The following is a 23,715-nucleotide window of genomic DNA, read 5'->3' as shown; positions in this document are numbered from 1 at the left end:
ATTTATATTAAAAAATATGATAGAATTTAAGAGAAAGACGTATTAACAATAATTATTATATTAATACGATTCTAATTTAAACACTAATATCTATAGTATAACAATGAATACCCATTGTAAATGTTACACAATAATGACTTTTTAATGAACTCAAATTTTAGGGAAGTATAAAAATGTCAAAATTTTGTTTCAAAAATGTATAGATTATGTGACAATTTTCATATATCATTGAATATATATGTGAGAGATAACGGAAGGAGGGACAAAATTGCAACAAAATCAATATAGTGTGACGTCCGAAAAAGATATAGATAAAAGTCGTCTAACGTTATATGAAATTAAAGCCATCATTAAAATGGGACTTGTTCAAGGGAATTTAATACCTGCGTTTGCGGGTGCTTGGCTTGCGATTGTATTTGGTGGTTTCAACTTCTTCCACAGCTTGCCAGTTGTGTTATTAATGATTGTAGGTTCTACACTCATTATGGGTGGCGCTTGTGCGATCAATAATTACTACGACCAAGATATCGACTCCATCATGCCATCTAAACAAAAAAGACCAACTGTTAATGGACGAATTAGTAACAATAATTTACTTAAATTAAGCTTTGGTTTAATGATAGTAGGTGAAATCTTATTATTTATGATTAACATTCCTACAGGTATTATTGGATTACTGGGGATTTTCGGATACGTTGTCTTATACTCAATTTGGTCTAAAAGACACACAGTTTGGAATACTGTAATAGGTAGTTTTCCTGGCGCGATACCACCATTGATTGGTTGGGCAAGCATTGATCAAACATTAAGTCCACTTGCTTGGACGCTATTTTTAGTATTATTTGCTTGGCAACCAGCGCACTTCTATGCATTAGCTTATCGTCGAAAAGACGAATATGCTTTAGCGAAAATACCAATGCTACCAGCAGTCAAAAGCTTTACTAGAACACGCTTAAGTATGTTGTTATGGGTAGTACTATTATTACCTTTACCATTCTTAATGGCGCAATTAGGTACTGTTTTTGTAGTTATTGCTTCATTACTTAATATAGCTTGGTTACTATTAGCTTTATCTGGATTTAAAAAAGAAATTAACAAATCAAAATGGGCTACGAGTATGTTTGTTTTTTCTTTAAATTACCTTGTTATTTTCTTTGTTATGACAGTCATTGTTACTGTCGTACAATTAATATAATTAAATATGAATGAATGCATGAAAGAGGGGTTAAACGAATGAAGACACGTTTAAAAAACACGAAAATGTTCGGTTTACTTATCGCCCTGCTGTTTGTTCTAGCAGGTTGTGGTCAACCACATTTATCAGTTCTTCGCCCGGCAGGGGAAGTCGCTGATAAACAATTCTTTTTATTAATGCTTTCAATAGGCATTATGTTACTTGTTATTATTGTAGTCGTTATTATTTTCTTACTTGCGATGATTAAATTCCGTCGTAAAAAATTAGGTGAAGATTTTGTTCCTAAAGACGTAGAAGGTAATCACAAATTAGAATTAGTATGGACAATCATTCCTGTTATTTTACTTATTATCTTAGCTATACCTACAGTGATGCTTACATTCTCACTAGGTGATACTAAAGCGATTGATAAAGTCGACGAAAAAGGTAAGAGTAAAGAGCTTGTTATTGATGTAACTGCTAATCTTTATTGGTGGGAATTTAGTTATCCAAATGAAAAAATTGTTACCAGTCAAGAGCTTGTTGTTCCAACTGATCAAAAAGTTTACTTCAGATTACATTCAGCTGACGTAAAACACTCATTCTGGGTGCCAGCAGTTGGTGGTAAATTAGATACTAACGTAGAAGGCGTTAATAAATTCTACTTAGAATTTAATAATGATAAAGCAAAAGAAGTTAAAAATCTATTCTACGGTAAATGTGCTGAGTTATGTGGACCTTCACATGCTTTAATGGACTTTAAAGTTAAAGCTCTACCAAAAGATGATTTTGATAAATGGGTTAAAGATATGAAATCTGTTGAGAAACCTGTAGCTGCGACATCTAGTCAAGCTAAAGAAGGTGAAAAGGTATTTAATAAATCATGTGCTGGATGTCATGCTGTTACGCCAACAGGTGAGAAAGCTAAAGGTCCTAACCTTACAAACTTTGGTGACCGTGATCTAATTGCTGGATATTTAGACCATGATGAAAAGAACCTTAAAAAATGGATTAAAGACCCTGAAAGCATTAAGCCTGGTAATAAAATGACTGATCAATATAAAGTTTCTGATGAAGATATCGATGCTTTATCTGCCTACTTAATGGAACGAAAAGTTGATAAGTAAGAATTGAAAGGGAGGTTACTCTAGTGTCTACTCAAAGTAAAAAGGGGTTTGGATCGACTATTTGGGACTATTTAACAACAGTCGACCACAAAAAAATTGCTATTTTATATTTATTAGCTGGAGGATTATTCTTTGCTATCGGTGGTATAGAAGCAATGTTGATTCGTATCCAGTTAGCAGTGCCAGAGAACGACTTTGTTTCAGCTGGACTGTTTAATGAAATCATTACGATGCACGGTACAACTATGATATTCTTGGCCGCAATGCCATTACTATTCGGTTATATGAACGCAGTTGTTCCATTACAAATTGGTGCTCGAGATGTTGCGTTTCCATTCTTAAATGCATTAGGTTTCTGGCTATTCTTATTTGGAGGAATATTCTTAAACTTATCATGGATTTTAGGTGGAGCTCCAGATGCAGGTTGGACATCTTATGCAAGTTTGTCACTTGAATCTGCAGGACATGGTATTAACTTCTATGCACTAGGACTTCAAATTTCTGGTGCAGGTACTTTAATCGCTGGTATTAACTTTGTTGCTACAATTGTTAATATGAGAGCGCCTGGTATGACATATATGCGTATGCCACTAATGACATGGACAACATTTGTTGCTTCAACATTAATCGTATTCGCATTCCCACCGTTAACTATCGGTATATTCTTATTAATATTCGATAGAATGTTTGGAACGTCATTCTTTATTGCTTCACAAGGTGGTAACACAATAATTTGGGAACATTTATTCTGGATATTTGGACACCCAGAAGTATATATTTTAGTATTACCAGCTTTCGGTATATTCTCAGAGATTATACCTGTATTCGCTAGGAAACGTTTATTCGGTTATTCTGCAATGGTATTTGCTACTGTTTTAATTGGTTTCTTAGGATTCATGGTTTGGGCTCACCATATGTTTACAGTAGGCCTAGGACCAGTAGCTAACGCTATATTCGCAGTTGCAACAATGGCAATTGCCGTACCAACCGGTGTTAAAATATTCAACTGGCTATTAACTGTTTGGGGTGGTAGTGTTGAATTTACAACGCCAATGCTATATGCATTATTCTTTATTCCATCATTCGTTATGGGTGGGGTAACAGGTGTCATGCAAGCATCAGCTCCTGCTGACTATCAATTACATGACTCATACTTTATTGTTGCTCACTTCCACTACGTAATTGTTGGTGGTGTCGTGTTTGCCATATTAGCAGCTTTACACTATTGGTTCCCATTAATAGCTGGAAAGATGTTAAATGAAACATTAGGTAAAATTGGATTCTGGTTCTTCTTCACTGGGTTCCACTTAACATTCTTAATTCAGCACTTCTTAGGACTATGGGGAATGCCTCGTCGAGTATTTACATACTTACCAGGACAAGGATATGATATTCCTAACTTAGTTTCTTCAATAGGTGCTTTGCTAATGGCAATCGCTGTAATTGTTGAAACAATAAACGTTATTACGACATTAGCTAAAGGTGAAAAAGTTGGAAGAGATCCTTGGGGCGACGGACGTACACTAGAATGGGCTTTACCACTTCCGACACCACATTATAATTTTGCGCAAGTACCTTTAGTTCGTGGTTTAGATGCTCTTTGGATTGAGAAAAAACAAGGCGATGGAAAAATATTACCTGCTGAATCATTGGATGATATTCACATGCCTAACAACTCATTCATACCATTTTTACAAGCTTTCGGTTTATTCGTAGCTGCATTTGGTGCAATGTACTTTGCTGATGGTAAAGAATGGGCATTAGAAGCAGTAAAAGGATTAAACGAAAAACCATGGGCAGTTTACGTGTTAATCTTCGGTCTGGCAATCACTGCAGGCAGCATGATTTACAGATCACTTAAAGATGACCACGGTCATCATATAACTAAACAAGAGTTAATTGAGTATGAAAGGGGTGAGCGTTAATGGCACATGAAGAAGTAAAATTTACAGCTGAAAATTGGCCAGATCATCCTGAAACAGCATCAATGGAAGGTAAGAATAAAATAGTTGGTTTTTGGGTATTCCTTGGTGGTGAGGTCGCATTATTCGCTTCATTATTCGCAACCTACTTAGCTTTGAAAGATGCTGTGCCAAGTGAAGATCACTTATTAGCTAAAGATTTGTTCCATCTTCCATTAGCGTTCGTAATGACGATGTTATTATTAACGTCTTCATTAACTAGTGTTTATGCTTTGTATCATTTAAGAAACTTTAATGCTAAAGGTGTATTTATCTGGATTGGTATTACTGTCCTTTTAGGTTTAGGTTTCTTAGGTTTAGAAATTTATGAGTTTGTTGAGTATGTTCAACAAGGTCATACATTCCGTTCAAGTGCTTTCGGTAGCGCATTCTATTTCTTAGTAGGAACACACGGTTTCCACGTAATAATTGGTTTAGTGTGGTTAACAGCACTTGTACTTAGAAACAGAGCAAGAGGATTAAGTATTTATAATGCACACAAATTTAATACTGCTGCTTTGTATTGGCACTTTATTGACGTAGTATGGGTGTTCATCTTCACAGTAGTATACTTGATGGGAGCGTTAGGATAATATGAATCAACAAGTTAATCATGACGCAGAAGCGCTAAGATCATACAAGAGACGTAAAAGTACTCAAGAAATGCGTATGCAAGTTACTAACTTTGCAATAATGATTTTTGTTACATTTGTTGCCTTCGCTTTAGTAGCTGCAGAATTACCAAAAGAATTTGTTATCCCTGTAATACTAGGATTAGCTGTACTTCAAGTAGTATTACAATTCTATTATTTCATGCATATGAAAGCTGAAAAACATGGTGTATCTAAACTGTTTATGGTTGTAGGTTTATTCTTCGGATTATCATTCGTTGTAACATTCATTTATATTGTTTGGATAGGCGATCCTATTTTCGTTAAAAATAAATAATATTTAAAGACCCAAAACTTTGTTATATAAGTTTTGGGTCTTTATTTTATAGTGAAAAGTATTATATTGGTCATATCATTGTCATAACTTATTTTTGAGTTGGGTTGTTTAAGCGGTTATTAAATCATATAATAAAGATAATGACTTAATGAGGAAGTGTATTAAAGATGGGTGGTTTAACTTCAATATCAATGTTTGGTTTTTGGGCGAATTGGACACCATTCTTTTTTATAGGCGTATTATGTGTAATTATCTTATACTTTTTGATTTGTGGTAAATGGTATAAAGATATTCCAGGGGGAAGACCTTTAAAAAAGGGTGAAGCAACATTATTTGTTGTACTTATGTTAGCAATCTATCTACTTGAAGGTGGGCCAATAGATTTACTATCACATATTATTTTTAGTTTCCATATGCTTCAAATGGCCATATTATTTTTAATTATTGCACCATTAATGTTTTATGCAATACCTGAGTATATTGTGAAATATGTGGAAGAATTACCTGTAGTAAATAAAATTGTAAGTTTATTTACGAAGCCTTTGTTAGCTATTTTCTTATTTAACGGGTTGTTCTCTGTCTATCATATTCCACTTGTTTTAGATACATTAAAGCAAAATATCGTTTTACATGACATGTATACTATTTTGCTATTTATAAGTGCTTGGTTTATGTGGCATCCAATTTTCAACAAGCATATACCAGATGCACAGCATATGACTAACATCAAAAAGATTCTATATATATTCTTTATAGGCGTTCTATTGACACCGTCATGTGGTTTAATTATATTTAGTAATAGTGCTATGTATGACACATATACTTCAGGAGAGGCATGGTTAGGAGCTATGACTCTATGTGTACCAGCAGATACTTTAAACAGTGTTGTTCAAGGGGCTGGTATTTCAGGTCCTGAATACTTTACAAACTTCTCACCATTAGAAGACCAACAAACTGGTGGGGTTATTATGAAGGTGATGCAAGAAATTGTATTTGGTATTTATTTATACGTTATCTTTGTAAGATGGTTCAGATATGAACGCAAAAATGAAAGTCAAATAACAGAAGATAGCTTAAGAAAATTAGAAGAACAAAAAGCGTTATACAATCAATTTAGATAGGATGTAAAAACATGAATTTACCTATATTACCAACAATTAGTACAACATTTATAGTATTGAGCGCAATTTTAGTAGCTATTGGCTGGTATTTTATTGCACAAAGAAAAATTGAAACACATAAAAAATTCATGCTTTCAGCAGCAGTAGCAGCAGTAATTTTCTTTACTATTTATGCTAGTAGAACAATATTTATTGGAAATACCTCTTTTGGTGGTCCAGACAATATTAAAATTTACTACACTTTATTTTTAATATTCCATATTACTTTAGCTACGATTGGAGCAATCATGGGGATTATTACAATTTATCTTGGCTTAAAAAATAAATTAGATCTTCATCGAAAATTTGGACCAGTAACATCCATTATATGGTTCTCTACAGCAATTACAGGCGTAGCTGTATATCTATTATTATATGTTTTCTATCATGGTGGAGAAACGACATCAATGATTAAAGCAATACTTGGTTCTTAAATTTAGTATAAGTCTAGAAATTGAATATTGATATGTAAACTAAAAGGGATTAAGCAATAAATCCATTAAAACAAAGAGGCTGGGACATAAATACATGTCTCAGCCTCTTTGTTTTAATGGCAGTAGCTGACTAGGGTTAAAATTCACTTATATCGAGCATTTTTTAACCTAGTCATCATTGCGGGGGTTGGGACTACGAAACCTTTTTAATAAAATGAGATTTCTTTCCCACTCTTTTATAATTTATATTTTAAAGTCTGTTTTTATTAAACCGGATTCTAATATTGTTTTTATAACAATTAAAATGAGTGGGCCGATAAAGAATCCTAAGAATCCCATTAATTTTAATCCTATAAACATAGAAATAAGTGTTGGTAAAGGAGTTAATCCAACACCTGTACCAAATATTTTAGGTTCCAGTACTTTTCTTTGGACGAGTAGTACAATGGATAGAATAATGAGTTGTATGCCAAGAGTAGGGTCACCTACAATATAAGCGTATGCTGCCCATGGTATTGTAAATCCTGTAGCACCTACAATAGGTAATATATCTATAAACCAGATTAATAAACTTATAATGAATGCAGAATCTACACCTATAATTAATAGTCCTATATATGTGAATACCCAAGTAATAAAACTTAGTATAACTGTGGCTGTAATCATACCAAGTATTGAATGACTTATTTTATTATAGATTGTTATAACTTGAGTATAAGTATTTGGGTATAAATGCTTCTTTATGAATTTGTGAATATTAGGTATTTCTAGCATAAATAAAAATAATGCAACGAGAAAGACAACTAGACTAATTATGAACCCTGGTAAGGAGGAAACGACTTCAGTAATATTTTCAACACTAAAATAATGAGAAATAGAATCTCTCATAGACGCGACAAAATTTTGTAATTCTTTGTTAATGGTAGTAGCCATTTCATCAGGTAATACTGCTTTCATTTTGTCGTTATATTGTTCGATTACTTTTATTAATTTATTTATTTTATTAGGTAAATCTTTAATGAATAGTACAATTTGGTCTATTAGTTTTGTTAAAAACAAATAGATTATGAACCCACTTATTGTTAGTAGGGATGTATATATAATTATAACGCTCCATTTACGACTATTAATCTTGTTAGTTAGTCTTTTAATGAGTGGGTTAAAAGCTAGCGCTATAATGAACGCAGTGATTAAAGGTATAGAAATCGGGATGATAAAATAAATAAATAAAATTATTAATATTGCGATGATAAATATACTTATATTACGTTTATTAATCCATTTTTTCATAAATGTACCTCTCAATTTTAGATGTAGATATAAATTAAGAGACGTGAAAAAATCACGTCTCTTAATTTACTGTTCAAAGTTGTTTTCTATTGTGTACTTAATGTGTTTAAAGCTTTAATATCTGACGTAATTCGTTCAATTAGTAAGTTGCAATGAGCAACTAAGTTATCTGGATAAACTTCATCATCACCGTACTCAACGCCAGTTGGATAATAATGTTTACCTAAATAAGGATCCATCAATTGGAGTGTTGCACTTTTTGCACCAACGTCCCCTTTAAGTGCATAACCTGGAACTCTTAAATAATATATGCCTTCACTTAATTCATATTTAAAATCATAAGTAATACGTTCATAGTCCCAGTGTCCGCCTGCAACAAAACCATGTTTATTCATAACATCTTGCAATAGTTCTTGTTCGATGATAACCTTTTCAAGACTTGTATTATCAAATACCATGTAATTTTCCTCCCTCTAAGTACCTTTAAGTTTATTTTATGATAAAAGCTTCAATGTTGCAATGTACATTTAAATTTAACATAAATATTCACATTTCAATTGATTTAACTAAAAACTTTACTGTAAAATGATATAATCATTATTAGGAGTAAAAAGAGGAGGTAAATAGTTGAAGAATATTATCATTAAAGTAATAGCAATCGCTATTTTAATCATTGTACTCTTTTATTTATTCTATTCTCCTAAATTAGAATTTGATGTCTTAAAGAACCCAAACTACTCACATGATAAAGCAAGTGAAAATTACTATGAGAAACAAGCTGAAAAGTCCACAGGTAATGCTAAGCTGAAAGAGGGCGTAGGGACTTATGTCTATGGTAGTATAGATGATGTCATTAAAGATTTAGGTCAACCAGATAGGGTATATAAGGCAGAGCACGATAGAAAGAATTATGTCTTTAAAAATAAGGAACATTATTATTTAGTTTCAACCAAAAATAATAAAGTGGCATCTGTATTTGCAACTGGTGAAAAAGTAGATGTATCACCAATTAAAATTAAACAAGATGCTACTAAATTATTTAATGGTACTAACATAGATATGGAACCAAACATAAATAGTTCGTATGGTGATTATCAAATTGAATTATCAGAAAGGGACATCAAAACTCAATTATTAGTTAAATATGGTGATGTTTATGCACAGGTATTAATTGATAGCGAAACAAATGAGGTTATGGGTGTTCAATTTATGGATTCAGACATAATTGTTGAGCAAGCGCCATTTTCTATGTCTAAAGTTTCAAATAAAGATAAAAAATTAAAACGTGCAGATCAACAAGATTTCCAAACACATATTAATAAAGATTTAACTTTATTAGAAATTGTAAATGAGTATAGAGAATTAAAAGGAATAACACCTTTAGATATAAATGATCAACTAACTTATATTACTCAAATGGAAGCGGATTTGATTGATAGTGACGTTGATGAAGAAGAGGCTGTAAAAACTTTAGAAGATGGTATAATGAAACATATCAATGATAAAAAAATTGAATATAACGCTATCAACCAAAACTTAGCATATAATTTTTATGATATGCCAACACTTGTTAATAGTTGGTTGAACAACAACAGTTATAGAGAGAAATTACTTGGAAGTCAATACGATGAATTTGGTGCAGGTAATTCTCGAGAATATTATTCACTTGTCTTCAAAGATAATAAATAATAAGGAGGTCATTGGGATGTTCACAGTTGAAACAGCTAATATTTTAGATCAATCCGATGAACTAAGTGCTTGTATTATGGAATCAGAAATTTACCAAGCTTATCGAGAAGCTAAATATAAATTAGAAACAGATTTAGAAGTAAAGATTTTAAGAAAGAAATTTGATCAAATCAAGTCACACTATGATGATTGTTTAAGGTTTGGAAGATATCATCCTGATTATAATAGAGTAATGAAAGAAACAAGACAGCAGAAGAGAGAATACGAAATGCACCCAATCGTTTCCAACTTTAAAACCAAAGAAACAGAATTACAGAATTTATTGGATGAAGTTGTAAGCATTGTATCTTATTCTATATCAAACAATGTTAAAGTAGATACAGGTAATCCATTCTTTACTAGTGAGAGTCACGGTGGAGGATGTTCAACAGGCGGTTCATGCGGTTGTTCTTAATAAAACAGTCCGAGACATTTATATATGTCTCGGACTGTTTTATGTTTAATATTGTTTTTTAATTAAAAAGTGCGCTGTATCTGGTCTATCTGTAACGATAGTATGTGCACCTTTTTGAATTAAGTCATCCATAATATCTATTTGATTGATGACCCAATAACCAACGGCAATATTCAGTGAAGTTAAATATTGAATAAAGCCTTCTGAATCAAGTGGAAGACCTTTTGCATTTACAGGAATTTGGAATGTATCAGTTTTAGGTTGGTAAACATGTCCATAACCAGAATGATAAGCAGTATATGCTTTTGTTACTTCGTTTTGTCCTGTACCTAATGAAATAGTATCTTGAGCGTATAAATTAAATCTTTCTATTTGTTCATCATAAAAACTTGTAATATTTACACGATCTTCAACTTTTAATTCTGATATTAATCGGAATAAGTGTGAAGGTGCTAAACTTCCAGCATAAGATTCAGGATGGTCCTTGATATCGATGTTTACTAACACATCTTGGTATTCTGTTAATAATTCTTTAAGCGTAACGATTTTGGCTTTTTCATCGCCTCTATAAGGATGTTCATGGTTGATATCTTTATAGTGATATCCAAAGTCAAACTGACGTAACTCTTCTAAAGTGTGATCAGCTACTAAGCCAGAACCATTACTTGTTCGATCTACCGTTTCGTCATGTGTAACAACTAAGACTTCATCTTTTGTTAAACGAACATCAATTTCAAAACCAGTTACATTGTATTTTAATGCATGGTCAAAAGCTAGACGGGTATGTTCTGGTCTTAAAGCCATCCCACCTCGATGAGCGAAAATATAAGGTGCTGGTTGAGTAAAGAATGGTTTGATTTTGCGAGGTCTAACTTCACTAGTAGCTTTTGTAATAAGCCAAGAACCTGCAGCTATGCCTCCGATAAGACCTGTTGCTTTCATTAAATTAATTTTTGACATTTTATCCAATCCTTTCGAAATGCAATTAAAGACTTATATATATTCTATCAAATTGGTATGTGATATAAAAGCATGTAAGTTATGAGTGCAAGATTATCTTCTTTCAACATCATATATAAAATGCTAATATAAAAATAAAACATGAAGGGAGATATTGTCATGGAGCTAGTAGAGCGCATTAGTATTATTGTCTATTTAAAAAATATGAAACATGAAAGACAATTACGTAAATTCGGGAATATTTATTATTCTCATAAAAAAGAACAATATGTCATGCTTTATACAAATGAAGATAAAATAGATGACACTGTCCAACATCTAATGAAATTAAAATATGTTAAAGATGTGAAAGTGTCACCATTTAAGAGTGTTAAGAGAGATTATTCAAATAAAAATGTTGAGAAAAAAGAATATTTGAACTTTTAATTTATTGTAACGGTGGCAAGTAACGTTCTAGTCTCAATACACCTTTTAAGTAAGTGAAGTATAGTTCATCTTCTGCGAATTCAGACCGTGACTTTACGTCTAGACCTTTTACTTTTATGTCATATTCATTTGCCCATTGATTAATTAAATCAAATTTTTTGTTAGATTCTGGATACGGATATCTTATGCCTTCTAATATTGTATAGATAGCTTGAAAATGGTTCTCTTTAGTCGGTTTCATAATTATGCAAGCTGTTGATAGCTTCTCCTCAGATAAAGGCGTGTGGAGCATCAAAATATCAGAAATACGTTCGTGATTGTATTCAATGATTGTTTGAAATTCAAATAAATCCGTTAATCCATGTCCAATGACAATAAATGATTGCTTCATAAGGTAAACCTCGTTTTCATATAATATATAATTAGTATAGTTAATAATTTGAAATAAAGAAAGAGTTGATTCAATTGAGAGTTATTGGTGGAAAATATAAAAGGTTACATATAAATACAATTGAAGGCCAATCTACAAGACCAACTACCGATAAAGTAAAAGAAAGTATCTTCAATAGTTTACAAGACGTTGATGGGCTTGGCTTAGATTTGTTTGCAGGAAGTGGTGGGTTAGGTATTGAAGCATTATCAAGAGGATTAAACAAAGTTATTTTTGTAGATGGCAATTTTAAAGCGACAAAAATGATAAAAGAAAACTTGAATTTACTCAAAATCCCAGCTTCAGAGTATGAAGTGTATAAAAATGATGCTATTAGAGCTTTAAAAGCATTGAATAAAAGAGAAATTCAATTTGATTATATATTTTTAGATCCACCTTATAATAAAGACCTTATAAATAAATCATTAGAAAAAATTGAAGAATTTAATTTATTAAGTGCTAATGGTACAATTGTTTGTGAATTTGATAAATCAGAAAATATAAATACACGTCAGTTTGAAATCTTTAAAAAGTATGAATATGGTCTTACACATGTTATGTTGCTGACAAAAGGAGAGAACGATGTCTAAAAAAATAGCAGTAGTCCCAGGTAGTTTCGATCCAATTACTTTAGGACATATAGATATTATAAAAAGAAGCGCTAAAATATTTGATGAAGTACATGTCTCGGTATTAAAAAATTCTTCGAAAAAAGGTTTATTTACAAATGAAGAAAGAGTGGCATTAATAAAAGAAGCGGTCGAAGATGTACCTAATATCGTAGTACATACATTCCACGGCTTACTCGTTGATTTTTGTAGGGAAATCAATGCGACAACAATTGTTCGAGGATTGAGAGCTGTGAGTGATTTCGAATATGAAATGCAATTAACATCTATGAATAAAAAATTAGATGATGATATAGAAACATTATATATGATGACTAATAATAAGTATTCATTTATTAGTTCTAGTGTTGTAAAAGAAGTAGCGCAATACGATAGAGATGTTTCGGAGTTTGTTCCCGCCAATGTAAATAAAGCTTTAAAAGAAAAACGAGAGAACAACAAATAAACTTCGTGCGATATATACTAAAGCACGAAGTTTATTTCCATTAAATAAGTTTCACTATTTTTTTATATAAACATGTTGATTAAAGTCTGTTTCTGATTCTCCAGATACATACTGGTATAAAGACGTGGCTTTAATCTCATGTTCAAAATACGGAGCAGACTTTTTGTTAACATTAGTAATAATTGGTAATGGGCACGACTCTTGTATTTCTTTAATGTATTTTCTACCTTGTTCGGACATTGCTAATACACGAATTGCTTGTGGTTTATAAGAGTTTACATCTATATTTTTGATGTTGAGTAATGTAGCAGTTAGTAATCTTTGAATACGCGTCCAAGTATATCTTTTTGATTTAATGCGCGATACGAATTCATCGAAAGTCTGACTATCTTCTATTTCTTTCTTTAGTTTATATTCTAACCCTTCAGTCATCATATAAATTTCTTGTAATTCTTCTGTACTTGATCTCAAAATAGTCCATTTTAATAATGGGAAAAAATCATCCCAGTTTACACCTTTATGTGAACTTAATAAGTTAGAGCTAAATTCAGGTAAACTTAGTTTATATTGCTCATCATTTGAAAAGTATGCATTTCTTATTGAGGTTGCACTGGAAATGTGTGAGCGTTGATTTAAGCTTGAATCTAGAAATAAGTTGTCTTTTCGTTGTATAGTCACTGGTTCGATATTAAGGTCGTTGTTTATTATGTGTCTGACGTATTCTATAGCCAATAAATTATTAGAGCCTGATAATAACTTTGAATCTTGAATTAATTCAGAGATGATTCTAGGGTGAGATTTTCCTTCTTTAATCATTTCCTTATATCGTATATCATTTTTTATATCTTCAATTTGACTAATAGTCTCTTTAATATCATTAACGTTTCCTGACTCGCTACCAAAAGATAAATAATTACATTTAAATTGTTCTGCTATATCAACACCACCTTGAGCAAAAAGTTCTCCGGAAGATATTGCATAAATAAGTGGTAATTCCACTACTAAATCTACATATTGAACAGCCATTTTAGCACGTTGAAATTTATTCAAAATTGCTGGTTCTCCTCGCATCGTAAACGATCCACTCATAACAGCGACTGATACATCGCTGTTTGTTATGTTTTTAGATAGTTCAGCATGATAAACATGGCCATTATGAAACGGATTATACTCTGTAATTAAAGCAACACTTTTCATTTGCAATTCCCCTCATTTCACTTCATCATTAGTATTGTATCAGATAATGAATGTTAAGAAAAAATCTTGACAAACGTTGTCGTTAAGGTTACAATAATTTTTGTGTTTGTAAGAGGTGAACCTAGATGAAGTGGTCAATAACACAACTTAATAAATACCAAGACGAACCATTTACTTTTGATAAAGAAATCGATATGAAATATCTTACTGAACGAGTAGATGAACTTATCGATATATCTCCAATAAAAGTAACAGGAGACGTACAAGTGCGAATGCATGAGATAATTGTCAATCTTGACATTAGCGGTGTATTGACGTTACCATGTGCCCGTACTTTAAAGCTAGTAGATCTACCATTTGATACTACTTCAACGGAAATATTCGAATTAGATGAGTTTAGCGATGGTGATGAAGAAGAAGACGGTCTTAGACATAAAGTCGAAGGCGGTATGATTAATTTATTACCGATTATCGAAGAACTCGTTATTTTAGAAAAGCCACAACGCGTATTTTCTGAAGGTAGTGAAGATATTTCAATAGCAGGCAATGGTTGGGAAGTTATTGGCGAAGATCAAATTGAATCAACTGAAACTTCAGATCAAGAAGATAGTGAACGTAAAGTTGATCCAAGACTTCAAAAATTACAACAATTCTTCGATGATGAAAAATAATCGAACTAGTGTTTATAAAATTTAAGGAGGAATTAAACATGGCAGTTCCAAAAAGAAGAACTTCAAAAGCAGCTAAAAGAAAACGTCGTACTCATTTCAAAATCTCAGTACCAGGCATGGTAGAATGTTCTAACTGTGGAGAAATGAAATTATCTCACCGTGTATGTAAAGCATGTGGATCATACAAAGGTAAAGAAGTCGTTTCTAAATAATAAGTTATATTACAACGTCCTTTTTAAGGGCGTTTTTTTATTTATATGAAAATATGTGGTTATCATATATAATAGATACATAAGATTACATAAACACGAGGAGATTATATGGAAGAAATCACTTCAGCACAAAATAATAAAATAAAACAAATTAATAAATTAAAGAAAAAGAAAGACAGAATAAAACAAGGGCAATTTCTTATTGAAGGTTATCATTTAGTTGAAGAAGCATTTCGCAGTCAACTAAAAATAAATTCTTTATTATCAGTAGATTTTTCAAGATTAGATGAACAAATTATAGATTATGCGGAAAATGCTTATATTATAAATTTTAAAGTAGCTGAAGCATTGTCGGACACAACTACACCACAAGGTATATTCGCTGTTGTTGATATTCCGAATTACGAAGCAGATGTTTTTAAACAAGTGCTTATTTTAGATAGAGTACAAGATCCTGGAAACATGGGGGCACTTATTCGTAATGCAGATGCGTCTGGTATGGATGCAGTTATTTATTCTAAAGGCAGTGCAGATCCTTATCAAGATAAGGTGTTAAGAGCATCACAAGGTAGCGTGTTCCATTTGCCAATCATTGAAGAAGATTTATTAACATTTATACAATCATTTGATGGCAAAGTATTTGGAACGAGTTTACAAAACGCAGTGCCATATAATACTGTTGAAAAACAAGACAATTTTGCTTTAATTATGGGTAATGAAGGCAGTGGTGTTGATGAATCATTATTGCAGGAAACATTCCAGAACTTAAATATACCTATATATGGCCAAGCTGAAAGCTTAAATGTAGCTGTATCTAGTGGTATTTTACTCTATCATTTGAGAGGTTGACCATTCATGTATAATTTTATATAATGATTTCATAATCAATATGAGCTAATAAAAGGACGTAAATTAATGTTCGCGCATGAAAGGGAATGGATTCGTGACTGAAAAATCCTATGTTGTGACTTAATTTTTTTCATCCTTTTGGCAACTTAAAGAAATTTAAGTCGGAATGTAGATCCGTTATCAACATATAAGTGTATGCATGAGTATGTATAAATTTGGGTGGTACCACGGAAGACTTTCGTCCCTCTATTATTGAGGGGTGGAAGTCTTTTTTTTCGACTAAATAGGAGGATATATATGTCATTACGCGAGAAACTTTCAGATTTAAGACAAGAAGCGCTTGTTCGCATAAACGAAGCTAAAGCTGAAAGATCATTACAAGATGTTAAAGTAAATTACTTAGGTAAAAAAGGCGTTATTACAAGTTTGATGAAAGAAATGAAAGATTTACCTAAAGAAGAAAGACCAGAATTTGGTCAATTAGTTAACGAAGTACGTAACGCTGTTGAAGTTGAAATTGAATCTAAAAGAGAATTATTAGAAGAAGAAGCGTTAAATGAACAACTAGAGAATGAAACAATAGATGTAACTTTGCCTGGTAGAAAAGTGGCATTAGGAGCAAAACATCCTCTGACTAAAATTAACGAAGATTTAGAAGATTTATTTATTGGATTAGGATATGAAATCGTTGAAGGTTATGAAGTTGAATCGGACTATTATAACTTTGAAGCTTTAAATTTACCTAAATCACATCCAGCGAGAGATATGCAAGATACTTTCTATATTTCAGAAGAAGTTTTATTGCGTACACACACATCTCCAGTTCAAGCTAGAACTTTAGAAAAAAGAAATGGTAAAGGTCCAGTAAAAATTATTTGTCCAGGTAAAGTTTATAGACGAGATTCTGATGATGCAACACATAGTCATCAATTTACTCAAATCGAAGGATTAGTAGTTGCAGAGAACATTAAAATGAGTGATTTAAAAGGTACTCTAGAACTATTAGTACGTAAATTATTTGGTAAAGATAGAGAAATACGTTTAAGACCAAGCTTCTTCCCATTTACAGAACCTTCAGTTGAAGTAGACGTATCTTGTTTTAAATGTAAAGGTAAAGGATGTAATGTGTGTAAACAAACTGGTTGGATAGAAGTATTAGGTTCAGGTATGGTACATCCTAACGTATTAGAAATGGCTGGGTTTGACTCAAATAAATATTCTGGATTTGCATTCGGATTAGGGCCAGATAGATTAGCTATGTTGAAATATGGAATTGAGGATATAAGACACTTCTATACTAATGATGTGAGATTTATAGAACAATTTAAGCCTGTAGAAGATGGTGGTGAAGCGTAATGTTAGTAAGTAAAGAATGGTTAAATGAATTTATAAAAATAGATGCTGGTATTGAAGAACTAGCAGAAAAAATAACAAGAAGTGGTATAGAAGTAGATAGCATTACGGACTATAGTAAAGATATTAAGAAATTAGTCGTAGGTCACGTCGTTTCTAAAGAAAAACATCCAGAAGCAGATAAATTAAATATTTGTAAAGTAGATGTTGGTGAAGAAGAACATGTACAAATTGTTTGTGGTGCACCAAATGTCGATGAAGGCCAACATGTTATTGTTGTTAAAGTCGGTGGAAGATTGCCTGGCGGGGTTAAAATTAAAAGAGCTAAATTAAGAGGCGAAGTTTCTGAAGGCATGATTTGTTCTCTACAAGAAATTGGTATAGATCAAAACGTCTTACCTAAAAAGTATGCAGACGGTATTTATGTATTTTCAAATGAGCCAACACCAGGAAATGATGCGTTAGAAGCTTTATTATTAGATGATCAAGTAATGGACTTTGATTTAACACCTAATAGAGCTGACTGCTTAAGTATGCTAGGTGCTGCACATGAAGTTAGTGCTTTGTATGGTCAAGATATTAAGTATCCAAATACAAACGTTAATGAAACCACTGCAAAAGCTTCTGATGAACTATCAATTACTGTTGAAGATACAGAAGCGGTGCCGTTTTATTCAGCTAGAATAGTTAAAAATGTCACGATAGAACCATCACCAACTTGGCTACAATCGAGATTAATGAAATCAGGTATTCGTCCAATCAATAATGTAGTTGATGTTTCGAACTATGTATTGCTTGAATACGGTCAACCACTTCATATGTTTGATCAAGATCAAATTGGTTCTAAAGAAATTGTTGCTCGTTATGCTAAAGAGGAAGAAAAAATGACAACACTTGATGATGTTGAAAGAACTTTAAAAACTTCGGACATTGTAATTACTAACGGTAAAGAACCAATCGCAATAGCTGGTGTGATGGGTGGAGATTTTTCTGAAGTAACAGAAAACACTGTGAACGTTGTAATTGAAAGTGCATTATTCAATGCAACTAATATTCGTCAAACATCTAGAAGATTAGGTCTACGTAGTGAAGCATCAAATCGATTCGAAAAAGGTGTTGCAAGTGAAAGAGTACTTGAGGCATTAAATAGAGCTGCTTATTTATTACAAGAAATCGCAGGAGCAAAAGTGTTAAACGAAGTTGTATCGGACGGAACTTTACCTGCAACTTCTAAAGTAATCAGTATTTCAACACACGATGTGAATGAGTTAATCGGATTTAATTTATCGACAGACGAGATTGATACAATTTTCAATCGTTTAGGTTTCACTACTAATATTACAGGTGAAGACTTTGAAGTAACTGTTCCTTCAAGACGTAATGATATTACAATTAAAGCTGATTTAATCGAAGAAGTAGCGAGAATTTACGGTTACGACCAATTGCCATCAACTTTACCAAACTTTGAAAATGCTACAGCAGGTTATTTAACAGATAATCAACTAAAAACACGTAAAGTAAAAGAAATTCTAGAAGGTGCAGGTTTAGACCAAGCGATAACATACTCTTTAGTGAGTAAAGATATAGCTACTCAATTTACAATCAATCAACATGATGTCGTTGAGTTGATGATGCCTATGAGTGAAGATCAAGCTGTTTTACGTCAAAGCATATTACCAAGATTGATTGATGCAACACGTTATAACGTTGCTAGAAAGAATAAAAATGTAGCATTATATGAATTAGGTAAAGTCTTTTATGGTAATGGTCAAGATGAGTTGCCAACTGAAGTGGAGTTCTTAAGTGGAATACTAACAGGACAATATTCAGGTAACCGTTGGCAACAAAAAGATGAACCAGTAGACTTTTATTTAGTAAAAGGCATCGTGGAACGTATTGCAGAACAATTAAATGTACGTTTTACATTTGAAACTACTAAAGTAGATTTATTACACCCAGGTAGAACAGCATATGTAAAATTAGATGATGAAGTAATCGGCTTAATTGCAGAGCTGCATCCAACTGTAGAGAAAGAAAATGATTTAGACCGTACGTATGTTTTTGAACTAAACTTCACTAGAATATTAGAGCATCCAGTAGGTAAAATTGAATATGCACCTATACCAAGATTCCCAGGTGTATCAAGAGATGTTGCTTTAGTTGTAGGTACTGAAGTTTCAGCTTCTTCATTAATTAATACTATTAATGAAAATGGTGAAGAAATCTTAAATCATACAGAAGTATTTGACGTTTATGAAGGTGAACATATGGAAGAAGGCAAGAAATCAGTAGCTATCCGTATAGATTACTTAGATGTTAATGACACACTAACTGAAGAAAAAGTTACAGCTGTACACAATCAAATACTAAAAGCACTAGAACAACAAGGTGCCACGTTGAGATCATAATTAACAAAACAAAAACGCCAATCCATGAGTTTACAATTCACGGATTGGCGTTTTTCATTTCGATATTTATAATATTGAATGTTTACATGAGAATTATTATTTCTTTTTACGTTTACTCATTTTTGTAATTTGTTTTCCGATAAACCATATTAAATAACACATAATAAGAATGGCTAAGATAACTTGCCAACCTATAGTTATGAGCAGCATATTAATTTCTCCTTTTACGGTTAATTAAATCTAAAACTTTTTCTCTATTTTTAAAATGTTTTTTCGAAATTTTATCGAGTTGGTGCATATCATATCTCTGAGCGATTTTAGCAGCTTCTAAATCGACTTTACTACTAGCGCCTTTAGGTATAATCATATTTAAATCTTTCGCGATTTTATCCATATGTTTTACGAAAGCATATCTAGCGATAATGCTTGCTGCAGCTATAGCAATTGATTTTGATTCACCTTTTGTTTCAAAAAATGTAATATCTTTTCTAGGCATAGGGCTTGCTGTATAGCGTTCATATGTACTAGCTTGAACAAACTGGTCAATGACAATCTGTTCTAATTCATTTTCATCTATACGTGATATAACATTAGTAATTGCTTGGTTATGTAATACAGCTTTCATTTTTACTTGACTCCAACCGTCAAGTTGCTTTTTATTATAGTTATCATTATCAAGAACTATGAGCGAATGAGGACAAATTTCAATGATTTGCTCTGCTAACTGTACAATTTTAGCATCAGTCAGTGATTTAGAATCCATAACACCTATAGTTTTTAAAATTTCTGCATTTTTCTTAGAAACATAAGCTGCACAAACTGTTAATGGCCCAAAATAATCACCACTGCCTGCCTCATCGCTGCCTATAGTATTATGCTTGTCGAAATTATAAACTTTATTAGATGTACTAGTTTTTTGGGGTTGAGATGATTCGATTTTAATTCCAAGTAGTTGTGAAGCTACTTGTTCTGCATCTTTACCTTGAAACATAATTTTTTTAGAACGATAAATTTGTACTTGAGTACTTTTAATTTTTTTTCGTGCAATGGTACCATTAGGAAGACCAGTTGTTTCCATGTTATATTGATTAATTAAATGATTGATGGTTTGCGTGTCTATTACTTTAACGATATTTCCCACAATGTATATCCTGCCTTTAATATATTTTCTTAGTTAAGATTATCATAATTTTTTGGTTAAAACGAATATTCTATTGGGAAGTTAGTGGATTATCATACACAAATGAACATATGTCATGTATAATATATTATGATTAAGTATAGAATAATCCATTTATAATTTGAACAGGGGTAGTATAATGAGTGAAAACAAAAACAGAGTAACAGTAGTTATAAATGATCAACATTATACAATAATTGGAGAAGACGATCCATCTCATATTCGTTATGTAGCTGGTAGAGTAGATGAGAAGATTAAAGCATTGGGTCAATTAAATGCTGGGTTGGATACAACACGTAAATCAGTTCTCACCGCTGTAAATGTGATGCACGAGTATGTTAAATTGGAAGAAGAGAATGAAAAGCTCCAAGAAGAAATAAAACAATTAAAAAATAAAGGAAATTTAGAATGATTACATTACTAGTTATTATATGTTTAATATTAGGTGTCATCATTGGTTATAGAAGAAGTTTGGTATTAGAGTCTTTACATGCTATAAGTACAATTTCTGCACTTGTAGTAGCAGTAATTTGCTATGCGCCATTTAGTAAGCAATTACATCTTTTACTTCCTTATCCAAGTGCATCTACTGAAGGTACTAATGCAATATTTAAAAATATTAATAATGAGGATGCATTTTATAATATTATGGCAATTCTCATTTTATTTGTTTTGACTAAAATAATTTTACAAGTAATTTCTACTGTATTTGATTTTTATCATCAAATGGAATTCGGTGGTAAGTATGCGCAATACTTTGCTATGGTACTTGGTTTTATAGAAACATATATTATCGTGATTATAATACTTGCTACTGTTGCAGTGATACCTATACCTATGTTTATAGAAGCTTTACACCAATCTTCTGTAGGGAATCTTGTATTAACAAAAACACCATTCTTATCTGATTTGTTAGTAAATTGGCTTTCAAATTAATTGAATCATATTGAACTAAGTCATGGGCCAACCTATGACTTTTTTTACGGAGGAATAGATATGTTAACGAAAAAAGATATAGTGAAAATGCTTGAGACAATTGCAGTATATATGGAAATTAAAGGGGAGAATCCTTTTAAAGTATCAGCATATAGAAAAGCTAGTCAATCCTTAGAAACTGATGAAAGAACGATACAAGAAATTGACGATGTCACAACACTGAAAGGAATAGGTAAAGGTGTTGGAGATGTAATTAATGAATATTTAGAAACAGGTAAACAAAGTTATTTAGATGAACTTAAAGAAGAAATACCGGAAGGCTTGATTCCGCTTTTAAAAATTCCAGGTCTTGGCAGTAAAAAAGTCGCAAAATTATACAAAGAATTAAATATAAAAAATAAAGAAGATTTAATAAAAGCTTGTGAAAATAATGAAGTCTCAGCTTTACCAGGTTTTGCTAAAAAAACGGAACAGAAGTTACTAGAAGAAGCTAAAGTTCTAGGACAAAGACCTGAACGTTATCCAATCAATACAATGATTAAAGCACACGAAGTGATTAATCGCTTTTTAGATGATATTGACGGCATAATTGAATATCATGTTGCGGGTAGTTTCAGAAGAATGAAAGAAACGAGCAAAGATTTAGACTATATTATTTCTACTGAAAATGAGATGGATGTTCAACAAGCGCTTTTACAATTCCCAGACATACAAGAACAAATTGCTGTAGGTAAAACTAAAGTCTCATTAGATATATTAATTGAAGATGATGTAATAGGTGTAGACTTCAGAATGATTAAGCCTGAAGCTTTCTACCATACTTTGCAACATTTTACAGGTTCAAAAGATCATAATATAAGAATTAGGCAATTGGCTAAAGAAAGAAATGAAAAAGTAAGTGAATATGGTATTGAAGAAAGTAACGGTAATATAATTACTTATGATAATGAAAAATCTATTTATGATCACTTCAATGTACCGTATGTTCCTCCAACTATGCGTGAAGATGGTACAGAATTTGATAAAGATATTAGTGATATTGTTCAATTAAGTAATATCAATGGTGATATCCATATGCATACAACTTATAGTGATGGTGCCTTTAAATTAGAAGAGATGATAGAAGCTGCGATAGAGAAAGGTTATCAATTCATATGTATAACTGATCATTCTAGAAGCCTTGCAGTAGCTAACGGATTATCTATAGATCGACTTTTAGAACAAAATGAAAAAATCAAACAATTAAACGAAAAATATAAAGAAATTGATATCTATAGTGGTACAGAAATGGACATTAAACCAGATGGTACTTTAGATTATCCTAACGAAGTATTAAAAGAATTAGATTATGTAATTGCTGCCATTCATCAAAGCTTTAATCAAACTGAAGAAGAAATTATGAATAGGTTAAGAAATGCATGTGAGAACCCATATGTAAGACATATAGCTCATCCTACAGGCCGTATTATAGGTAGAAGAGATGGTTATAAAGTTAATATTGAACAACTTATTGAGATGGCTAAAAAAACAAATACTGTTTTAGAATTAAATGCAAATCCACAAAGATTGGATTTAAATGCAGAAGTATTAAAAAAACATCCTGATTTAATGATTACTATTAATACAGACGCTCATCATATCGATCACTTTGATTTTATGAAATATGGCGTCGGTACTGCACAAAAAGGATGGGTCAAAAAAGACCAAGTTATAAATACTAAAGATCGTGATTCATTTAAAGAATGGATTCGTTCTAATAAATAATGTACAAATAGAAGAGGG

Annotated in this window: 26 protein-coding genes; 20 read left to right on the top strand and 6 right to left on the bottom strand. The window is 31.9% G+C overall.

The window, feature by feature from the left end; translation table 11 throughout:
* Positions 1–289 precede the first annotated feature (289 nt).
* The 7 genes from cyoE (at position 290) to LQ682_RS01410 (ending at position 6,804) form a co-directional block, all read left to right on the top strand.
* Positions 290–1,195 carry a heme o synthase gene (gene cyoE, locus LQ682_RS01440; protein ID WP_026023743.1) on the top strand — a complete coding sequence of 302 codons (906 nt, stop codon included), beginning with the start codon at positions 290–292 and terminating at the stop codon, positions 1,193–1,195.
* A gap of 38 nt (positions 1,196–1,233) precedes the next feature.
* Positions 1,234–2,301, top strand: coding sequence for a cytochrome c oxidase subunit II (gene coxB / locus LQ682_RS01435; RefSeq protein WP_017001120.1), 1,068 nt, complete (start codon positions 1,234–1,236; stop codon positions 2,299–2,301).
* Between the two features lie 23 nt (positions 2,302–2,324).
* Entirely contained in the window at positions 2,325–4,226 is a 1,902-nt protein-coding gene (gene ctaD / locus LQ682_RS01430; RefSeq protein ID WP_017001119.1) for a cytochrome c oxidase subunit I, read from the top strand.
* Complete coding sequence (locus tag LQ682_RS01425) at positions 4,226–4,855, top strand: cytochrome c oxidase subunit 3 (RefSeq protein ID WP_017001118.1); 630 nt, start codon at positions 4,226–4,228, stop codon at positions 4,853–4,855. Before ctaD ends, LQ682_RS01425 begins: the two co-directional genes overlap by 1 nt.
* Before the next feature lies 1 nt (position 4,856).
* A complete protein-coding gene (locus LQ682_RS01420) occupies positions 4,857–5,210 on the top strand; it encodes a cytochrome C oxidase subunit IV family protein (RefSeq protein WP_017001117.1) in 354 nt (117 codons plus the stop codon).
* Positions 5,211–5,377: 167 nt separating this feature from the next.
* Entirely contained in the window at positions 5,378–6,331 is a 954-nt protein-coding gene (ctaG, locus tag LQ682_RS01415) for a cytochrome c oxidase assembly factor CtaG (RefSeq protein ID WP_017001116.1), read from the top strand.
* Between the two features lie 11 nt (positions 6,332–6,342).
* On the top strand, positions 6,343–6,804 hold the full coding sequence (locus LQ682_RS01410; RefSeq protein ID WP_064204099.1) for a DUF420 domain-containing protein: 462 nt from the start codon (positions 6,343–6,345) through the stop codon (positions 6,802–6,804).
* Positions 6,805–7,047: 243 nt separating this feature from the next.
* Here the strand turns inward: LQ682_RS01410 and ytvI are convergent, their stop codons facing one another.
* Entirely contained in the window at positions 7,048–8,094 is a 1,047-nt protein-coding gene (ytvI, locus tag LQ682_RS01405) for a sporulation integral membrane protein YtvI (protein WP_239723765.1), read from the bottom strand.
* Positions 8,095–8,180: 86 nt separating this feature from the next.
* Complete coding sequence (locus LQ682_RS01400; protein ID WP_064204097.1) at positions 8,181–8,552, bottom strand: YugN family protein; 372 nt, start codon at positions 8,550–8,552, stop codon at positions 8,181–8,183.
* A 169-nt stretch (positions 8,553–8,721) separates the two neighbouring features.
* Here LQ682_RS01400 and LQ682_RS01395 point away from each other — a divergent pair, with 169 nt between their 5' ends.
* Positions 8,722–9,783, top strand: a complete 1,062-nt coding sequence (locus LQ682_RS01395) for a CAP-associated domain-containing protein (protein ID WP_239723764.1) — start codon at positions 8,722–8,724, stop codon at positions 9,781–9,783.
* 16 nt (positions 9,784–9,799) lie between these two features.
* Positions 9,800–10,237, top strand: a complete 438-nt coding sequence (locus tag LQ682_RS01390) for a YlbF/YmcA family competence regulator (protein WP_239723763.1) — start codon at positions 9,800–9,802, stop codon at positions 10,235–10,237.
* Positions 10,238–10,282: 45 nt separating this feature from the next.
* Here LQ682_RS01390 and LQ682_RS01385 read toward each other — a convergent pair whose 3' ends face one another.
* Positions 10,283–11,197: a glycerophosphodiester phosphodiesterase family protein gene (locus LQ682_RS01385; RefSeq protein ID WP_017000504.1), complete on the bottom strand. Its 915-nt coding sequence runs from the start codon at positions 11,195–11,197 to the stop codon at positions 10,283–10,285.
* Positions 11,198–11,356: 159 nt separating this feature from the next.
* On the opposite strand from LQ682_RS01385, the gene LQ682_RS01380 reads away from it, so the two are divergent.
* On the top strand, positions 11,357–11,623 hold the full coding sequence (locus LQ682_RS01380) for a DUF2129 domain-containing protein (protein ID WP_239723762.1): 267 nt from the start codon (positions 11,357–11,359) through the stop codon (positions 11,621–11,623).
* Between the two features lies 1 nt (position 11,624).
* Here LQ682_RS01380 and LQ682_RS01375 read toward each other — a convergent pair whose 3' ends face one another.
* Positions 11,625–12,014 carry a DUF7147 family protein gene (locus LQ682_RS01375; RefSeq protein ID WP_017000506.1) on the bottom strand — a complete coding sequence of 130 codons (390 nt, stop codon included), beginning with the start codon at positions 12,012–12,014 and terminating at the stop codon, positions 11,625–11,627.
* 68 nt (positions 12,015–12,082) lie between these two features.
* Between LQ682_RS01375 and rsmD the strand changes: the two genes are divergently transcribed.
* Entirely contained in the window at positions 12,083–12,643 is a 561-nt protein-coding gene (rsmD, locus tag LQ682_RS01370; RefSeq protein ID WP_082892479.1) for a 16S rRNA (guanine(966)-N(2))-methyltransferase RsmD, read from the top strand.
* Positions 12,636–13,127 carry a pantetheine-phosphate adenylyltransferase gene (gene coaD / locus LQ682_RS01365; protein ID WP_064204094.1) on the top strand — a complete coding sequence of 164 codons (492 nt, stop codon included), beginning with the start codon at positions 12,636–12,638 and terminating at the stop codon, positions 13,125–13,127. Before rsmD ends, coaD begins: the two co-directional genes overlap by 8 nt.
* A 54-nt stretch (positions 13,128–13,181) precedes the next feature.
* Here the strand turns inward: coaD and LQ682_RS01360 are convergent, their stop codons facing one another.
* Positions 13,182–14,324, bottom strand: coding sequence for a nucleotidyltransferase (locus tag LQ682_RS01360; RefSeq protein WP_070045724.1), 1,143 nt, complete (start codon positions 14,322–14,324; stop codon positions 13,182–13,184).
* A gap of 125 nt (positions 14,325–14,449) precedes the next feature.
* Here LQ682_RS01360 and LQ682_RS01355 point away from each other — a divergent pair, with 125 nt between their 5' ends.
* The 5 genes from LQ682_RS01355 to pheT all read left to right on the top strand — a co-directional run bounded on the left by LQ682_RS01355 (position 14,450) and on the right by pheT (position 19,817).
* Positions 14,450–14,995: a YceD family protein gene (locus LQ682_RS01355; protein ID WP_239723761.1), complete on the top strand. Its 546-nt coding sequence runs from the start codon at positions 14,450–14,452 to the stop codon at positions 14,993–14,995.
* 38 nt (positions 14,996–15,033) lie between these two features.
* Positions 15,034–15,207: a 50S ribosomal protein L32 gene (rpmF, locus tag LQ682_RS01350; RefSeq protein ID WP_017000511.1), complete on the top strand. Its 174-nt coding sequence runs from the start codon at positions 15,034–15,036 to the stop codon at positions 15,205–15,207.
* 108 nt (positions 15,208–15,315) lie between these two features.
* The gene (locus LQ682_RS01345) at positions 15,316–16,056 is read left to right on the top strand and encodes a TrmH family RNA methyltransferase (protein WP_017000512.1); all 741 of its coding nucleotides are present in this window, start codon (positions 15,316–15,318) and stop codon (positions 16,054–16,056) included.
* A 297-nt stretch (positions 16,057–16,353) separates the two neighbouring features.
* Positions 16,354–17,412 carry a phenylalanine--tRNA ligase subunit alpha gene (gene pheS / locus LQ682_RS01340; RefSeq protein ID WP_064204092.1) on the top strand — a complete coding sequence of 353 codons (1,059 nt, stop codon included), beginning with the start codon at positions 16,354–16,356 and terminating at the stop codon, positions 17,410–17,412.
* The gene (gene pheT, locus LQ682_RS01335) at positions 17,412–19,817 is read left to right on the top strand and encodes a phenylalanine--tRNA ligase subunit beta (RefSeq protein WP_064204091.1); all 2,406 of its coding nucleotides are present in this window, start codon (positions 17,412–17,414) and stop codon (positions 19,815–19,817) included. Before pheS ends, pheT begins: the two co-directional genes overlap by 1 nt.
* 211 nt (positions 19,818–20,028) lie before the next feature.
* Here pheT and rnhC read toward each other — a convergent pair whose 3' ends face one another.
* Positions 20,029–20,958, bottom strand: a complete 930-nt coding sequence (gene rnhC, locus LQ682_RS01330) for a ribonuclease HIII (RefSeq protein ID WP_017000516.1) — start codon at positions 20,956–20,958, stop codon at positions 20,029–20,031.
* A gap of 178 nt (positions 20,959–21,136) precedes the next feature.
* Here rnhC and zapA point away from each other — a divergent pair, with 178 nt between their 5' ends.
* Genes zapA through polX form a run of 3 tightly spaced genes read left to right on the top strand, consistent with a single transcriptional unit; the run spans position 21,137 to position 23,697 of the window.
* Positions 21,137–21,409: a cell division protein ZapA gene (gene zapA, locus LQ682_RS01325; protein WP_017000517.1), complete on the top strand. Its 273-nt coding sequence runs from the start codon at positions 21,137–21,139 to the stop codon at positions 21,407–21,409.
* Positions 21,406–21,933, top strand: coding sequence for a CvpA family protein (locus LQ682_RS01320; RefSeq protein WP_064211130.1), 528 nt, complete (start codon positions 21,406–21,408; stop codon positions 21,931–21,933). Before zapA ends, LQ682_RS01320 begins: the two co-directional genes overlap by 4 nt.
* 60 nt (positions 21,934–21,993) lie before the next feature.
* A complete protein-coding gene (polX, locus tag LQ682_RS01315; protein WP_239723760.1) occupies positions 21,994–23,697 on the top strand; it encodes a DNA polymerase/3'-5' exonuclease PolX in 1,704 nt (567 codons plus the stop codon).
* Positions 23,698–23,715 lie beyond the last annotated feature (18 nt).

This window comes from Mammaliicoccus sp. A-M4, from assembly GCF_022386955.1.
In the GTDB taxonomy this organism is placed as follows: Bacteria; Bacillota; Bacilli; order Staphylococcales; family Staphylococcaceae; genus Mammaliicoccus; species Mammaliicoccus lentus.
The sequence above is the reverse complement of the archived record's forward strand: the minus strand, read 5'-3'. Positions and strand labels throughout refer to the sequence as shown.

Excerpts from the sequence above, each read along its gene's own strand:
- coxB (WP_017001120.1), top strand. The coding sequence starts at position 1,234 with ATGAAGACACGTTTAAAAAACACGAAAATGTTCGGTTTACTTATCGCC.
- LQ682_RS01425 (WP_017001118.1), top strand. The coding sequence starts at position 4,226 with ATGGCACATGAAGAAGTAAAATTTACAGCTGAAAATTGGCCAGATCAT.
- LQ682_RS01420 (WP_017001117.1), top strand. The coding sequence starts at position 4,857 with ATGAATCAACAAGTTAATCATGACGCAGAAGCGCTAAGATCATACAAG.
- ctaG (WP_017001116.1), top strand. The coding sequence starts at position 5,378 with ATGGGTGGTTTAACTTCAATATCAATGTTTGGTTTTTGGGCGAATTGG.
- LQ682_RS01410 (WP_064204099.1), top strand. The coding sequence starts at position 6,343 with ATGAATTTACCTATATTACCAACAATTAGTACAACATTTATAGTATTG.
- ytvI (WP_239723765.1), bottom strand. The coding sequence starts at position 8,094 with ATGAAAAAATGGATTAATAAACGTAATATAAGTATATTTATCATCGCA.
- LQ682_RS01400 (WP_064204097.1), bottom strand. The coding sequence starts at position 8,552 with ATGGTATTTGATAATACAAGTCTTGAAAAGGTTATCATCGAACAAGAA.
- LQ682_RS01390 (WP_239723763.1), top strand. The coding sequence starts at position 9,800 with ATGTTCACAGTTGAAACAGCTAATATTTTAGATCAATCCGATGAACTA.
- LQ682_RS01385 (WP_017000504.1), bottom strand. The coding sequence starts at position 11,197 with ATGTCAAAAATTAATTTAATGAAAGCAACAGGTCTTATCGGAGGCATA.
- LQ682_RS01380 (WP_239723762.1), top strand. The coding sequence starts at position 11,357 with ATGGAGCTAGTAGAGCGCATTAGTATTATTGTCTATTTAAAAAATATG.
- LQ682_RS01375 (WP_017000506.1), bottom strand. The coding sequence starts at position 12,014 with ATGAAGCAATCATTTATTGTCATTGGACATGGATTAACGGATTTATTT.
- coaD (WP_064204094.1), top strand. The coding sequence starts at position 12,636 with ATGTCTAAAAAAATAGCAGTAGTCCCAGGTAGTTTCGATCCAATTACT.
- LQ682_RS01360 (WP_070045724.1), bottom strand. The coding sequence starts at position 14,324 with ATGAAAAGTGTTGCTTTAATTACAGAGTATAATCCGTTTCATAATGGC.
- LQ682_RS01355 (WP_239723761.1), top strand. The coding sequence starts at position 14,450 with ATGAAGTGGTCAATAACACAACTTAATAAATACCAAGACGAACCATTT.
- rpmF (WP_017000511.1), top strand. The coding sequence starts at position 15,034 with ATGGCAGTTCCAAAAAGAAGAACTTCAAAAGCAGCTAAAAGAAAACGT.
- LQ682_RS01345 (WP_017000512.1), top strand. The coding sequence starts at position 15,316 with ATGGAAGAAATCACTTCAGCACAAAATAATAAAATAAAACAAATTAAT.
- pheS (WP_064204092.1), top strand. The coding sequence starts at position 16,354 with ATGTCATTACGCGAGAAACTTTCAGATTTAAGACAAGAAGCGCTTGTT.
- pheT (WP_064204091.1), top strand. The coding sequence starts at position 17,412 with ATGTTAGTAAGTAAAGAATGGTTAAATGAATTTATAAAAATAGATGCT.
- zapA (WP_017000517.1), top strand. The coding sequence starts at position 21,137 with ATGAGTGAAAACAAAAACAGAGTAACAGTAGTTATAAATGATCAACAT.
- LQ682_RS01320 (WP_064211130.1), top strand. The coding sequence starts at position 21,406 with ATGATTACATTACTAGTTATTATATGTTTAATATTAGGTGTCATCATT.
- polX (WP_239723760.1), top strand. The coding sequence starts at position 21,994 with ATGTTAACGAAAAAAGATATAGTGAAAATGCTTGAGACAATTGCAGTA.